The organism is Myxococcus eversor (genome assembly GCF_010894455.1).
Classification (GTDB): Bacteria; Myxococcota; Myxococcia; order Myxococcales; family Myxococcaceae; genus Myxococcus; species Myxococcus eversor.
In genome coordinates this window covers 75305-90055 of record NZ_JAAIXY010000012.1, presented here as the reverse complement: position 1 = coordinate 90055, position 14751 = coordinate 75305, and the positions used below count along the sequence as shown (strand labels likewise).

Sequence of the window (14751 nt, the reverse complement as noted above, 5' to 3'; positions counted from 1 at the left end):
GGCAACCCAGACACCACGTGATTCAGAGTCGCGTGTAATTCCAGCTCAACGCGCGTCCCCCGGAATACGGCATGACGCCGTGAAACGGCCGGGGGTCCTCGTCGAACACGAGCGGCAGGAAGTGCCTGTCTCCGTCCCACATGGGCAGGTGGGGCAGCTCGGTGAGCGGCACCCAGGACAGCGAGCCCTCCGCGTTGCGCTCCAGCGGCGTGCCCTCGAAGGCGTCGATGCGGAAGACGAAGCCGAGCCAGTCCTCCCCGTGTTTGCCGAAGCCGGGCCAGGACAGCGTGCCGCGGAGGACCATGCGGGTGCATTCAATGCCCGCCTCCTCGCGAATCTCGCGGCGCATGCATGCCGCCACGTCCTCGTCGCGCTCCATCTTCCCGCCCAGCCCGTTGTACTTGCCCAGGTGCGCATCCTCGGGCCTGGCGTTGCGGTGGATGAGCAGCACCCGCTGCCGGTCCGGCGACATCACGTAGCCCAGGGTGCCGATGATGGGGGTGTAGGGCATGGCGCGGTCCTCATGACGCCGTGCGAGAGAAGCTCGCGCGGGCGCCGCTTCATAGCGAATCCCGGCCGCGCCCTGTCTACCCACCACGGCGGGCTCCTCCCAAGACATGTCGAGGCAGCCCCTCCCTCGAGGGCAATCGACTGCCCACCCATTGACGAAAGCCTCCGGCTTGGGGGTGGCCGGCAAGGCCCCTCGGTCCACCGCCCGACCACCGGCCCCTCGCCCGCGACTTCTTTACGGGAGTCAACGCGTCGCGTTAGCGTGTAGCGACAACAGCGACGACATCCCGCGTCACGCGGGAAAGGGGAAGTTGATGACCGCGACCCTCCCCCCTGGCCGGTACGGCCTCTATGAGCCTGAGACCGAACACGACGCCTGCGGAGTGGGCTTCGTGGCTCACCTGCGAGGTGAGCGCTCTCGAGGCATCGTCGAGGACGCCCTGGAGCTGCTCAACCGTCTGAGTCACCGGGCGGCGGCGGGGAAGGACCCTCGGACGGGAGACGGCGCGGGCATCCTCGTGCAGCTCCCGCACCGCTTCTTCGAGCACGAGGCGCCGGAGCTGGGCTTCGAGCTGCCTCCGCGCCGGCAGTACGGCGTGGCGCAGGTATTTCTTCCGCAGGAAGTGGAGGCGCGGGCCGCGTGCGAGGCGGTGCTGGAGGAGGTCGTCACCGAGGAGGGTCAGCGCGTGCTCGGCTGGCGCGACGTCCCGGTGGCGCCGGAGCACCTGGGGCCGGTGGCTCGCGAGGCCGCGCCCGTCATCCGCCAGTTGTTCATCGCGCGGAGACGCGTGGTGCCCAGCGCCTTCGAGCGCAAGCTGTACCGCATCCGCAAGCTGACGGAGAACCGCGTGCTGGCGCGCGGCGTGGACCCGAAGGGCCGCTTCCACCTGGCGAGCCTCTCCTCGGAGACGCTCGTCTACAAGGGCCTCTTGCTCCCCGCGGACCTGCCGCGCTTCTACCCGGACCTCCAGCACACGGAGTTCGTCAGCGCGCTGGGGCTGGTGCACTCGCGCTTCTCCACCAACACGTTCCCCACGTGGGAGCTGGCGCAACCGTTCCGCTTCATCGCGCACAACGGCGAAATCAATACCCTGCGTGGCAATCGCAACTGGATGACGGCTCGGCGTGGGCTGCTCCAGACGGCGCGACTGGGCGGGAGCCTGGAGCCGCTGTGGCCCATCATCGTCCCGGGCAAGAGCGACTCCGCCCAGTTCGACAACATGGTGGAGCTGCTCTACCTGGGCGGCCGCACCCTGCCCCACGCGATGATGATGATGATTCCGGAGGCGTGGGAGGGCGACGCGCACATGGCGGACGAGAAGCGCGCGTTCTACGAATACTCCTCCGCGCTGCTGGAGCCGTGGGACGGGCCCGCGGCCATCGCCTTCACGGACGGGCAGCTCATCGGCGCGACGTTGGACCGCAACGGCCTGCGTCCGGCGCGCTACCTCGTCACGGAGGATGACCGCATCATCCTCGCCTCGGAGACGGGCGTCATCGACGTGCCGCCCTCGCAGGTGCGCCGCAAGGGTCGCCTGACGCCGGGCCGCATGCTGCTGGTGGACACCACCGAGGGACGCATCCTGGAGGACGAGGAGGTGAAGCGCGACATCAGCACGCGCTGGCCCTACCGTCGCTGGCTTCAACGCAACGTCTTCACCTTCGATGACTTGCCCACCGTCGCCGCGCCGGAGCGACTGCGCGGCGATGAGCTGACGCGGCTGCAGGGCGCGTTCGGCTACACGGTGGAGGACATCCGCTCGGTCATCACCCCGATGGCGGAGACGGGCAAGGAGCCGGTGGGCTCCATGGGCACGGACACGCCGCTCGCGGTGCTCAGCGACCAGGCCCCCAGCCTCTTCTCGTACTTCCACCAGCTCTTCGCGCAGGTGACCAACCCGCCCATCGATCCGCTGCGCGAGTCGCTGGTGATGACGCTGGCGACGGCGCTGGGCCCGGAGAGCAACACCTTCGAGGAGACGCCGGAGCAGTGCCACCGGCTCTCGCTGCCGGGCCCCATCCTCACCAACGGACAGCTCGCGCGGCTCGCGTCCATCCACGGCGAGGGTCTGTTCGAGACGAAGCGCGTGTCGCTGCTCTATCCGCTCAACGGCGGCGAGGGCGCGCTGGAAGTCGCGGTGGAGAAGCTGTGCGCGGCGGCCGTGGACGCGGTGGATGCGGGCGCGAGCATCCTACTCTTGAGTGACAGAGGCGTGGACGCCGCGCACGGGGCCATCCCCGCGCTGCTGGCCATGTCGGCGGTGCACCAGCGCCTGGTCCGCGACGGCATCCGCATGTACACGGGCCTGCTCTTGGAGACAGCGGAAGCGCGCGAGGTGCACCACTTCGCCTGCCTCTTCAGCTACGGCGCGGCGGCGGTGAATCCGTACCTGGCGCTCGACACGGTGAGGGCACTGGCGGACGGGGGCGAGCTGGGCGTGGACGCGGAGAAGGCGCAGGAGCGCTTCATCCACGCCGTGGAGGAAGGGCTGATGAAGGTGATGTCCAAGATGGGCATCTCCACGCTCCAGTCCTACCGGGGCTCCCAACTGTTCGAGGCGGTGGGGCTTCAGCGCGGCCTGATTGAGCGCCACTTCACCGGCACGTCCTCCCGCGTGGAGGGCGTGGGCCTGCCCGAGCTGGGACGCGAAGTCGCCGAACGCCACGCGCGAGGCTTCGAGGCGGCGGAGGGTCAGGTCCCCGTGGGTGGCCAGTACCGCTGGCGGAGGCAGGGCGAGCGACACAAGTGGAACCCGGCGACGATTGCCAAGCTCCAGGCGGCGGTGCGTGGCAACGACGCGGCGCAGTTCGAGGAGTACTCAAAGCTGGCGGATGACGAGACGCACGAGCACTGCAACCTGCGCGGTCTCCTGGAGGTCGTCACCGAGGGTTGTCGTCCCATCCCGGTGGAGGAGGTAGAGCCGGCACTGTCCCTGGCGCGCCGCTTCGTCACGGGCGCCATGTCCTTCGGCTCCATCAGCGCGGAGGCCCACGAGACGCTGGCCATCGCGATGAACCGGCTGGGTGGCAGGTCCAACAGCGGAGAAGGCGGCGAGGAGTCGCGGCGCTACCAGCCGGACGAGCACGGTGACTTGCGCCGCAGCGCCATCAAACAGGTGGCGAGCGCGCGCTTCGGCGTCACCACGGAGTACCTGGTCAACGCGGACGAACTGCAGATCAAGGTCGCCCAGGGCGCCAAGCCCGGCGAGGGCGGACAACTGCCGGGTCACAAGGTGGACGAGCGCATCGCCAAGGTCCGCTGGTCCACGCCGGGCGTGACGCTCATCTCCCCTCCCCCGCACCACGACATCTACTCCATCGAGGACCTGGCGCAGCTCATCTACGACCTCCAGTCCACCAACCCGAAGGCCCGGGTGAGCGTGAAGCTGGTGAGCGAGGTGGGCGTGGGCACCATCGCCGCGGGCGTGGCGAAGGCGGGCGCGGGCTGCGTCGTCATCTCCGGCTATGAGGGCGGCACGGGAGCGTCCCCCATCTCCAGCATCCACCACGCGGGCCTGCCGTGGGAGCTGGGGCTCGCGGAGACGCAGCAGGTGCTGGTGCACAACGGGCTGCGCGAGCGAATCCGCGTACAGGCGGACGGAGGCCTGCGCACCGCGCGCGACGTGCTGGTGGCCGCGCTGCTGGGCGCCGAGGAGTTCGGCATGGCCACCGCGAGCCTCGTGGCCGTGGGCTGCGTGATGCTGCGCAAGTGCCACCTCAACACGTGCTCGGCCGGCATCGCCACGCAGGACCCCGCGCTGCGCGCGCGCTTCCAGGGCAAGCCGGAGGACGTGGTGAACTTCTTCCTGCTCATCGCGGAGGACCTGCGGCGCAAGATGGCGGCGCTGGGTGCCCGGACGTTGGAGGAGTTGGTAGGCCGGGTGGACCTGCTGCGCCAACGCGCGGCGGTGGACCACTGGAAGGCGCGCCGCGTGGACCTGTCCGCGCTCCTGGCCGCACCCGCTGCGCCGGAGAGCGAGCCGCGCCACTGCAAGGTGCCCCGCTCCAAGGATGTGTCGGACCACCTGGACCACGAGCTGCTTCGCGACGCGAAGGCGGTGCTGGACGGTGGTCCCCCCATGCTGTTGACACGGCCGGTGAGCAACACGCACCGCGCGGTGGGCGCCATGCTCTCGGGCGAGATTGCCAAGAGGCACGGCGCGCGAGGGCTTCCGGATGGACGGCTGCACATCCGGATGAAGGGCTCGGCGGGCCAGAGCTTCGGCGCGTTCCTCGTCTCGGGCGTGACGCTGGAGCTGGAGGGCGATGCCAACGACTACGTGGGCAAGGGCCTCTCCGGCGGACGCATCATCGTCTACCCGCACCAGTCCAGCCGCTTCGTGGCGGAGGAGAACGTGCTGGTGGGCAACACGGCCCTCTACGGCGCCACGGCCGGCGAGGTGTACCTGCGCGGACTCGCGGGCGAGCGCTTCGCGGTGCGCAACAGCGGCGCGCAGGCGGTGGTGGAAGGCGTGGGAGACCACGGCTGCGAGTACATGACGGGCGGCGTGGTGGTGGTGCTGGGCGCCACGGGCCGCAACTTCGCGGCGGGCATGAGTGGCGGCACCGCGTACGTGTTGGACCGGGAGACGACGTTCCGGCAGCGGTGCAATCTGGAGATGGTGGAGCTGGAGTCGCTGGTGGACGAGTCGGAGATCTGGCTCGTGCACGGGATGATTGAGCGACACCAGCGGCACACGCACAGCGCGCTGGCTCGGCGGATCCTGGACAACTGGGAGCTGATGGTGCCCCGGTTCGTGAAGGTGATGCCGACGGACTACAAGCGCGTGTTGCAGGCGCGACGCGCGGCGAAGAAGCCACCGGAGACCCAGGTGGGGGCGCAGCTCCAACACGTCGTCGGCGGGAGGGGCTGAACCATGGGCAAGCCGACCGGATTCATGGAGTGGGACCGCGTCCACCCGCACAAGCGCGAGAAGCAGGAGCGGCTGGGCGACTATCGCGAGTACGCCCTGCCCCTCGCGCCCGAGGAGGCGAAGCGACAGGCCGGACGCTGCATGGACTGTGGCGTCCCCTTCTGTCACCAGGGATGTCCCCTGGGAAACCTCATCCCGGACTTCAACGAGGCCGTGTATCGGGGCCGCTGGCGCGAGGCATACGACATCCTCTCGCGCACCAACGGCTTCCCGGAGATGACGGGCCGGCTGTGCCCCGCGCCGTGCGAGGCCGCGTGCGTGCTGGCCATCGACAGCGACGCGGTGACCATCGAGCAGATGGAGAAGGAGATCTCCGAGCGCGCCTTCGCGGAGGGCTGGGTGAAGCCCCGGCCTCCCACGCGGCGCACGGGGCGCACCGTGGGCGTCGTGGGCTCGGGGCCCGCGGGACTGGCCGCGGCGGCGCAGCTCAACGCGGCCGGGCACAGCGTCACCGTGTACGAGCGCGACGCTCGGGCCGGTGGACTGCTGCGCTACGGCATTCCGGACTTCAAGCTGGAGAAGTCCGTGGTGGACCGGCGTATCGCACTGATGGAGGCGGAGGGCGTGGTGTTCCGCACCGGCGTGGACGTGGGTGGCTCGGTGAGCTTCCGCGAGTTGCGTGGGCGACATGACGCGCTGCTGCTGGCGATGGGGGCTCGACGGGCTCGTGAGCTGGAGGTGCCTGGTCGCGAGCTGAGCGGCGTGGTGCAGGCCATGGAGTACCTGGAGCACCAGAACCGGCTCGTGGGTGGGCATGGCGAAGAGCAGGCGCGACTGAACGCCGCGGGCAAGCGCGTGGTCATCCTGGGCGGTGGTGACACGGGCTCGGACTGCCTGGGCACGGCGCTGCGGCAGGGCGCGAAGAGCGTGCAGCAGATTGAGTTGTTCCCCGCGCCTCCGTCCGTGCGCGCGCTCGACAATCCATGGCCCCGGTGGCCCGTGGTCTTCCGCACCTCGTCGAGCCAGGAGGAAGGCGGCGAGCGCGGCTTCGCGATGCAGACGAAGCGACTGGTCGGCACGGACGGGAAGCTGGAGACCCTGCACGCCGTGAAGGTGGAGGTGCAGCGCGCCGTCGGAGGAGGCCCGAGGTTGGTGGAGGTTGCAGGCTCCGAGACGACGCTCGAGGTGGACCTGCTGATTCTGGCGATGGGCTTCACCGGCCCGGAGACGACGGGACTGGTGGACGACCTGGGCGTGGCGCTCTCGCCTCGCGGCACGGTGCAGGTGGACAAGCGCTTCGCCACCTCGGCGGACGGCGTCTACAGCGCGGGGGACGCCAGCCGGGGCGCGAGCCTCATCGTCTGGGCGCTGTCCGACGGACGTGAGGCGGCGAAGTCCATCGACGCATACCTGTCCGGCGGCGTGTCGGTGTTGCCGACGCGCGGCGCGGACAGTCCGTTCTGAGCGTTCGTGGAGCCCCCCGCGAGGCCACACGACAGTCCTGACCTGGAAGAGGCTGGGACTGCGGGCCCACGACAGCCTGGCGCGCATCAACTGAAGTGGGTTGGTATTGGATGGGCCCCGAGGAGAGAGGGGCTCCCGGGGTGGGCCGCCCTGCGCTGGAGCGAGTGGTGCCCGTGGGTCGCTTCCGCTGCACAGCGTGCAGAGGCACGTGCACCGTCTGCTCTTGGGAGGTCCTGACGACGCGATTGTATCCGGCGACAGCCATTTGACCGAGGCGGGCCCCTCCCCTCTACTCTCATCATCGCGTTCATTCGTTTTGCCTATCTGCCCGAACGCGAGGCCATGCCCGACCCGAGAGGACATATGCAGCGAGCCATGTGGAATGTGATGCTGGGGGGAAGCTGTGCGCTGCTCGTGGCCTGTAGTGCGGATGAGGTCACAGGACAAGATGCGGGCGTGACCACGTACGCCGTCCGGGTTTCCGTCCCCCTGGCGACGGACCCCTGCGGTGTCGTGACGGCGACGGCGTCTGTGCAGGGACCGGTTCGAGCCATCGGTCCCGTGTCCCTCGATGTGACGAGCGACGCCGTTCGTGGCGCAATCACGGATGTCCCCGTGGGGCTGCAACACCAAGTGTTCGTGAAGGCATACAACGCCAGCGGCCTGGAGGTCTATTCGGGGACCTCGACCGTGGACGTCAACGAAGGAGGTGGAGGGATGGGAAGCGCAAGCATCTTCATGTACAGCCACAGCGAGAACTGCCCCGCGGGGGGCACGGAGGGAATCCGGCTCCACGGCAGCCTGGAGTCGGTCACCATCGATACGGCCCTTGCCCCCATCTCATCCGCCAGACCGAGGTTCTGAAGCAATCACTCACGGATTCAGACAATCCAATTCCAGATGGTTTTCTACCCTCGGAGGGAGGCTTCTCACGAGGCCGGAGCGAGCCACCTTTGGCGCCCACTCGCGCGAGCAATGTCGCGCGAAGAACGGTGTCTATCATGGCGTTGCCGCTCCTGCCTTTGTCATTATTCCTCACGCTGCTGGTCTCCGCCCTCTGTTGTGGAGGTGGAGACGCGGACACCTTGTCGACGGGAAGGCTGGGTGCCACCCCCGACGTGATGGACTCGCCGTACCCCGTGGACGACATCGCGGGAGGCCGCCTCAGCTCCGGTCCGCGCGAGCTGACCGACGTCAACGGGCTCCTCTTCTTCGTCGCCACGGACCGCTCGCGAGGCGCAGAGCTCTTCAAGAGCGACGGCTCGGACCGGGGCACCCTGCTCGTCAAGGACCTCCGCCCAGGTCCCCTCGGCTCGGAGCCTCGCGAACTCACCGCCGTCGGGAACACGCTCTACTTCGTCGCCCATGACGGCGTGCACGGAGAGGAGCTGTGGCGCAGCGACGGCAAGGCCTCGAACACCCGCATGGTCGTGGACCTGCGGCCCGGCACACTGGGCTCAAATCCAGAGAGCCTCATCCAGCTCGGCGAGCACCTCTTCTTCCTCGCCCATGATGGCCAATCCGGTATCGAGCTGTGGCGCACGGATGGCACCGAGGCGGGCACCGCGCTGGTGAGGGACATCGCGGAAGGTCCCTCTGGCGCCTACCCCTCTCCGCTCGTCGCGGCGCAAGGCCGGCTCTACTTCTTCGTCGACCGCGTCCTCTGGAGCAGCGACGGCACCACTGGTGGCACCGTCGCCGTGAAGGGCATCGACGCCCCGCCTGGCGTCATCGTGCGCCCCAGGGCGCTTACCGAGGTGAACGGACGCCTCTTCTTCTTCGTGAGCTACGAGCAGGACGAGGACGTTCCCGGCGGCCCCTCGACACTCGCGCTCTGGACGAGCGACGGCGGAATGAACGGCACGGTGCGACTCAGGGACATCCCGTTCCCCTCCTACGATGGGCCCTTGAGAGTGCGCGCCGCTGGCAACCTCTTCTTCTTCGTCACCAGCTTCCCCGACCACGGCGATGAGCTGTGGCGCAGCGATGGCTCCGTGCTCGGCACCTTCCCCGTGCGCGACATCGCGCAGGGCCCCGCCAGCTCCAACCCCCGTGAGCTCACCACAATGGAGGGGCGCCTCTACTTCTCCGCCTGGACTCCCGAGCACGGCGACGAGCTGTGGCGCACGGACGGCACGCCCGAAGGCACCGTGCTCGTCAAGGACATCGTCCCCGGCTCACGGGGCTCCGCCCTCGCATTCCTGCGCGAAGCCAAGGGCCGGCTCTACTTCTCCGCGCACGAGCCCGGGAAGGGACACGAGCCCTGGAGCAGCAATGGCTCCGGACGCGGCACCTCCCGACTGGAGGACCTGGCCCCAGGTGCATTCTCGTCCGCCGCGCGCGACTTCACCGTCAGCGGTCGGCGCGTGTTCTTCACCGCGAACGAGCGAGGCACCGGCGCGGAGCTGTGGGCGCGAGACGTGGGCTACGACTTCCGCGTCGCCACCCGGCGCCTGCTGTGGACGGGCGATGACGAGGACACGCTGCAGTCCATCCCCTCTGCCCGGCTCATCCAGGACCTCTTCCCGGGGCCGGGCGGCGCCAACACCCGCGCGTGGACGACCCGAGGCGACACGCTCTACTTCGACGCCGACGACGGCAGCATCGGCCAGGAGCCGTGGCGCACCAACGGGACGCCCGAGGGCACCGTGCTCATCAAGGACCTGCGACCCGGCCCCCTGGGCTCCGAGCCCTCCGACTTCTTCGTCGTCGGCCCGCGGGTCCTCTTCTTCGCGGACGATGGCATCCGCGGCCGCGAGCTGTGGCGCACCGACGGCACCGCCGAAGGCACCGTGTTGGTGAAGGACCTGCGACCCGGCTCCGGCAGCAGCCAGGGCGAAGGGACGCCCGTCGTGCTGGATGGCTTCGCGTACTTCAATGCCCGCGACGCGAGCCACGGCGAGGAGCTGTGGCGCACCGACGGCACCACGGCGGGCACCACGCTCGTCAAGGACCTGGCCCCCGGCGCGGAGGACAGCTCGCCGCGCGCGCTCACGGTGGTGGGCTCGCGCATCTTCTTCCTCGCGAACTTCCCTGGCCTCGGCTGGGAGCTGGGCGTCAGCGACGGCACCGAGGCCGGGACACACGTGCTGAAGGACATCTTCGTGGGTCCGGTCGGCTCGTTCCCCACGTCGCTCACCGCGCTCGGTTCGTTGCTCGTCTTCACCGCCAACGAGGAGGAGCACGGCGAGGAGCCCTGGGTCAGCGACGGCACCGAGGCGGGCACCCGGCTCCTTCGGGATATCTGGCCGGGCCCGAGCAGCTCCTTCGCGGACACCTTCACGGTGGCGGGAGACCGCGTCTTCTTCGCGGCGGCGGACCCCGACACGGGCCGCGAGCCCTGGGTCAGCGACGGCACCGGGAGCGGCACCGCGCTCGCCTTCGACGTGCAGCCAGGTCCGGAGGGTTCCTATCCCCTCTGGTTCGGAGCGCTCGGTTCGAGCGTGCTCTTCAGCGCCGATGACGGCACCCATGGCATCGAGCTGTGGCGTACTGGCGGCGCTCCGGGCAGCGCCTTCCTCGTGAAGGACATCCATCCGGGCCCCGCGCACTCGGAGCCTCGCTGGATGACGGGCGTGGGCACGACAGCGCTCTTCCACGCGGACGACGGCATCAACGGCGCGGAGCTCTGGGAGACCGACGGCACCAGGCCAGGCACGCGGTTGCGACAGGAGCTGGCGCCGGGACAGCTCGGCTCGTTCCCGTACTTCTTCACGCGCGCGGAGCGGAAGGTCTTCTTCCTCGCGGACGACGGCGCGCAGGGAATCGAGTGGTGGGTGCTGAAGCTCCCGGACGACGGCGGCTGAGCCCCCGAATGGCTCTCCGGGCTCGCCGGGAATAGATGTTTCCGCCAGCCGTTGCCGACGTGTTGACCCTATTCTCGTTCTCTATTTTCACGGAGCCATCGACATGACCAGCGAGCAGTCCCTCATCGTGACTGAGACCGACCTGGAGCGTCTGCGCCAGGTCATCGACCACCATGGAGGGGGCCGCACGGCCGAGCTCGCGGAGATGCTTGATTCGGAGCTGTCCCGGGCCCAGGTGGTGGCCTCGGAGACGGTTCCCCCCAGCGTCGTGACGATGAACAGCACCGTGCTGTTCGAGGACGAGCAGACCGGCGAGCAGCGTCAGGTGACGCTCGTCTACCCGAGGGACGCGAAGAGCGACGAGGGCCGCATCTCCGTGCTCGCCCCCATCGGCAGCGCCCTCATCGGCCTGTCCGTGGGGCAGTCCATCGCCTGGCCGCTGCCGAGCGGGCGCACCAAGCGACTGCGCATCGTCGCCGTGCCCTACCAGCCCGAGGCCGCGGGCCACTACCACCTCTGATTTGATTCGAGCGAAGGCGCCCGTCCCGTGCTCCCGGGGCGGGTGCCCACGCCAGGGTCAGCGCAGGCCCACGCGCTTCGCCAGCTCCTGCGCCAGGGCCCGCAGCTCCTCGACACCCGGCGCCGTGGGGCTCGTGTCGAAGACCACCTCGTAGCCCAGCCCCGCTTGATTGATGGACTCCGAGCGCGGAATCCGCGCGCGCAGCACCGGCACCGTCGAGTCCTTCAGTGCCTCCTCCATCGCCTCGTTGGTCGCCGTGGTGCGCCGGTCCCACAGGTTCACCACTGCCACCAGTTCGCCGCCCTGCTGCTCGCGAACGTCGCGCCACGCGGCCTCGATTTCCCCCAGGCCCTGGAGCGCGAAGGCCCCCGTGGGCACCGGCGCCACGACGAGGTCGGAGAAGCCCAGCACCGCCTCCGTGTACGCGCCGAGGCTCGGCGGCGTGTCCGCGATGATGACGTCCGGCGTCCAGCTCAGCGTCTTCAGCGCGCGGGGAATCGCCTGGAGGCGGTGTCCCCACTGGAACAGCTCGCGCTCCATCGCCGCCATGCGCGGCGCGGCCGGAGCGATGAAGAGCGTGGGCCGCTTCGGTGACGCCACCACCACCTGGTCCAACCGGTACTTGGGCCGCGCGCCCAAAGCCTCCGCGACACACGGCCCCTCGCGACTCTCCAGCCCCAGCACGAGCGACGCGTGTGCCTGCGGATCCAGGTCCAACAGCAGCACGCGCTTGCCCATGTCCGCCATCGCGGAGGCCACGTGCGCGCAGAGCGTCGTCTTCCCCACGCCGCCCTTGATGGTGCAGAACGCAATCAACGCCATGGCTCCGTCCTATACCGGATCTCCCACGCGGGCGACCGGCCCCGGAGCCCTCGGAGGACCCCGCTGCCGCGTCAGGAGGGCCTCGCTCCACCCCATTCGTTAGTCGGAACTCCCGATAATTCCGGACGCTCCGGAATGGTACGGCCGCACCATCCAGGGGCGCTCCAGAATGGTGCGGTGCCCCGCAATGTCAGACCTCCCGTCAATAATTACAGCCACTTGGACATGGCATCCCACGTGCTCAAGCACGGGGGCATCAGGGCGTCCTCACGGAGGCCCTCCAAATTTCAGGAGGTCGTCATGGATATCCGGTTCTACGGCGTTCGAGGGAGCATCGCGGTCTCGGGTTCACGCATCGGCGGCAACACGGCGTGCGTCGAGGTGACGAGCCAGGGTCACCGGTTGATCCTCGATGCGGGCACGGGCATCCGGGCGCTGGGTGAGGTGATGATGCGCGAGGGCCCGCCGCACAAGGTCGCGATGTTCTTCTCGCACCTGCATTGGGACCACGTGCAGGGCTTCCCCTTCTTCACGCCCGCGTACCTGCCCACCACGGAGCTGACGATGTACGGCCCCGGCGCGAATGGCGCGCAGGCGCTCCAGTCGGAGCTCGCGGCGCAGATGCAGCCGCCGCACTTCCCGGTGCCGCTGAGCATCATGCGCTCGCGGATGGACTTCCTGTCCGCGATTCACGGCAAGACGGTGGAGGTCGGGCCCTTCAAGGTGACGCCCATCGACGTGCCGCACCCCCAGGGGTGCCTGGCGTACCGGGTGGAGGCGGATGGGCATTCGTTCATCTACGCCACGGACGTGGAGCTGTGCCGCAAGGACCTGACGCCGGAAGTCGCGCGCTGGTTCGAGGGCGCGGACGTGCTGTGCCTCGACGCGCAGTACACGCCCGAGGAGTACGACGGCCGCAAGGGAATCCCCAAGAAGGGCTGGGGCCACTCGACGATGATGGACGCGGCGGACGTGGCGAAGACGGTGGGCGCGCGGCGGCTGTGCCTGTTCCACCATGACCCGGCGCACACGGACGAGACGCTGGAGGACATGGCCGAGCAGGCGCGCACCCTCTTCCCCGTGTGCGAGCCGGCGCGCGAGGGCCAGCGACTGGTGTTGGGCCGAGCGGCCTGAGAGGTGGGCCGGACGATGGCACTCGAATGCTATGGTGACGCGTCGGCCTTCATCCTCCCGCCCCTGCCCACCATGCCCCCTGCCGCGGACATCACCCAGGTCCTCCTCCCCTTCGGGGCGCTCGTCGGGAGGGAGGTGGACCTGGATGCGTTCCTCCAGACGTTGATGGACCGCATCGCCGCCACCATGCAGGCGGACCGGGGGACGCTGTGGCTGTTGGACCCGGCGCGCCGGGAGCTGTTCAGCCGCGCCGCGCACCTGCCAGAGGTGTCGCAGATTCGCGTGAAGCTGGGCCAAGGCGTGGCGGGCACCGTGGCCCAGGAAGGCCACCCCATCAACGTCCCGGACCCGCGCGGAGAGCAGCGCTTCTTCGCGGACATCGACCGGATGACGGGCTACCGCACCACGAGCCTGCTCGCGGTGCCCCTGCGCGACGCGGACGGCGCGCTGTACGGCGTGCTCCAGGTGCTCAACCGCCGCGGAGGAGATCGCTTCACCCCGGAGGACACGGAGCGGCTCGACGCGATTGCCTCGCAGGTGAGCACCGCCCTGCAGAGCACCAGCCTGTACCAGGAGCTGCAGCGCGCGAAGGACCAGCCCCAGGCGCCCGTCGGCTACTTCTTCAACCGCATCATCGGCGAGTCCCCGCAGCTCCAGGCCATCTACCGGCTGGTGCGCAAGGCCGCGCCCACCGACGCCACGGTGCTGCTGCGCGGAGAGAGCGGCAGCGGCAAGGAGCTCTTCGCCCGCGCGGTGCATGTCAACGGGCCCCGCCGCGACAAGCCCTTCATCAAGGTCGACTGCGCCGCACTGCCCGCCACGCTCATCGAGAACGAGCTGTTCGGCCACGAGCGCGGCGCCTACACCGGCGCGGACCACCGCATGCCCGGCAAGTTCGAGGCGGCGGACAACGGCACCGTCTTCATCGACGAGATTGGCGAGTTGCCCCTGCCCGTGCAGGGCAAGCTCCTGCGCGTCATCCAGGACCGCGAGTTCGAGCGCGTGGGCGGCACCCAGGCCATCAAGGTGGACGTGCGCATCGTCGCGGCCACGCATCGAGATTTGGCGCGCATGGTGGCGGAGGGCCGCTTCCGCGAGGACCTCTACTACCGCATCAAGGTCGTCGAGGTCGTCCTGCCCCCGCTGCGCGAGCGCGGCGCGGAGGACATCGAGCGCCTGGCCCGTCACTTCGTCGCCACCGTCGCGCGTCGTCACCGGCTGCCCGCGCCCCGACTCAGTCCGCTCGCGCTGGAGCGCCTCAAGCGCTACCGCTGGCCCGGCAACGTGCGCGAGTTGGAGAACTGCATCGAGAGCGCGGTGGTGCTGTGCGAGGGCGAAATCCTCGAGGAGCACCTGCCCCTGCCGGACATGGACCGACTGCCTCCCACGGGCGCGGCGCCCCAGTCGATGGCGGACCCCGCTCGCACCATGGCCAGCCCGTCCTCCTCCGCCGAAGCCTCCCTCCTGCCACTGTCGGAGGTGGAGCGCCTCCACATCCTCCGCGTCCTGGACTCGGTGAAGGGCAACCGCACCGCCGCGGCGAAGGTGCTGGAGATTGGCCGCAATACGCTCGCCCGGAAGCTCAAGGAATACGGCCTCGGCGACGAGGTGTGACCTCCCG

Annotated in this window: 9 protein-coding genes; 7 read left to right on the top strand and 2 right to left on the bottom strand. The window is 69.4% G+C overall.

The features are described from left to right. Positions 1–22: 22 nt before the first annotated feature. Positions 23–511, bottom strand: a complete 489-nt coding sequence (locus tag G4D83_RS24020) for an NUDIX hydrolase (RefSeq protein ID WP_163867147.1) — start codon at positions 509–511, stop codon at positions 23–25. Between the two features lie 313 nt (positions 512–824). Here G4D83_RS24020 and gltB point away from each other — a divergent pair, with 313 nt between their 5' ends. From gltB to rnk, 5 genes are all read left to right on the top strand, one after another. Beyond that, entirely contained in the window at positions 825–5384 is a 4560-nt protein-coding gene (gltB, locus tag G4D83_RS24015; protein WP_163867146.1) for a glutamate synthase large subunit, read from the top strand. A 3-nt stretch (positions 5385–5387) separates the two neighbouring features. Then, positions 5388–6848, top strand: coding sequence for a glutamate synthase subunit beta (locus G4D83_RS24010; RefSeq protein WP_163867145.1), 1461 nt, complete (start codon positions 5388–5390; stop codon positions 6846–6848). 456 nt (positions 6849–7304) lie between these two features. Continuing rightward, on the top strand, positions 7305–7712 hold the full coding sequence (locus G4D83_RS24005) for a hypothetical protein (RefSeq protein ID WP_163867144.1): 408 nt from the start codon (positions 7305–7307) through the stop codon (positions 7710–7712). 137 nt (positions 7713–7849) lie between these two features. Next, positions 7850–10654, top strand: coding sequence for an ELWxxDGT repeat protein (locus G4D83_RS24000; RefSeq protein ID WP_163867143.1), 2805 nt, complete (start codon positions 7850–7852; stop codon positions 10652–10654). A 103-nt stretch (positions 10655–10757) separates the two neighbouring features. Further along, positions 10758–11174 carry a nucleoside diphosphate kinase regulator gene (rnk, locus tag G4D83_RS23995; protein ID WP_163867142.1) on the top strand — a complete coding sequence of 139 codons (417 nt, stop codon included), beginning with the start codon at positions 10758–10760 and terminating at the stop codon, positions 11172–11174. Positions 11175–11231: 57 nt separating this feature from the next. Here the strand turns inward: rnk and G4D83_RS23990 are convergent, their stop codons facing one another. Next, a complete protein-coding gene (locus tag G4D83_RS23990) occupies positions 11232–11996 on the bottom strand; it encodes a ParA family protein (RefSeq protein ID WP_205522699.1) in 765 nt (254 codons plus the stop codon). 300 nt (positions 11997–12296) lie between these two features. On the opposite strand from G4D83_RS23990, the gene G4D83_RS23985 reads away from it, so the two are divergent. After that, on the top strand, positions 12297–13130 hold the full coding sequence (locus G4D83_RS23985; RefSeq protein ID WP_163867141.1) for an MBL fold metallo-hydrolase: 834 nt from the start codon (positions 12297–12299) through the stop codon (positions 13128–13130). Positions 13131–13145: 15 nt separating this feature from the next. Continuing rightward, complete coding sequence (locus tag G4D83_RS23980; protein WP_163867140.1) at positions 13146–14744, top strand: sigma-54-dependent Fis family transcriptional regulator; 1599 nt, start codon at positions 13146–13148, stop codon at positions 14742–14744. Positions 14745–14751 lie beyond the last annotated feature (7 nt).